The 210-nt window shown below is 68.1% G+C and carries 1 protein-coding gene; it reads left to right on the top strand.

The genetic code is table 11. The annotated features are described in order from the left end of the window. The coding region (locus G5A07_RS22110; RefSeq protein WP_191864060.1) for a UbiA family prenyltransferase at positions 1 to 210 on the top strand (210 nt) is incomplete at both ends.

The following is a 210-nucleotide window of genomic DNA, read 5'->3' as shown; positions in this document are numbered from 1 at the left end:
CTGTACAGCCTGTGGTTCAAGCGTCGTTCGCAGTACGGCACGCTGGTCGGCAGCCTCTCCGGGGCGATGCCGCCGGTGGTCGGCTACTGCGCGGTGAGCGGCCAGTTCGACGCCGGCGCCGCCTCGCTGCTGGCGATCTTCTGCCTGTGGCAGATGCCGCACTCCTATGCCATCGCCATCTTCCGCCTGAAGGACTACGAGGCGGCTGGC

Origin of the sequence: Stenotrophomonas sp. AS012628 (assembly GCF_010608305.1) — a bacterium.
Lineage (GTDB): Bacteria > Pseudomonadota > Gammaproteobacteria > Xanthomonadales > Xanthomonadaceae > Stenotrophomonas > Stenotrophomonas geniculata.
This window is presented reverse-complemented; position numbering and strand designations above follow the sequence as displayed.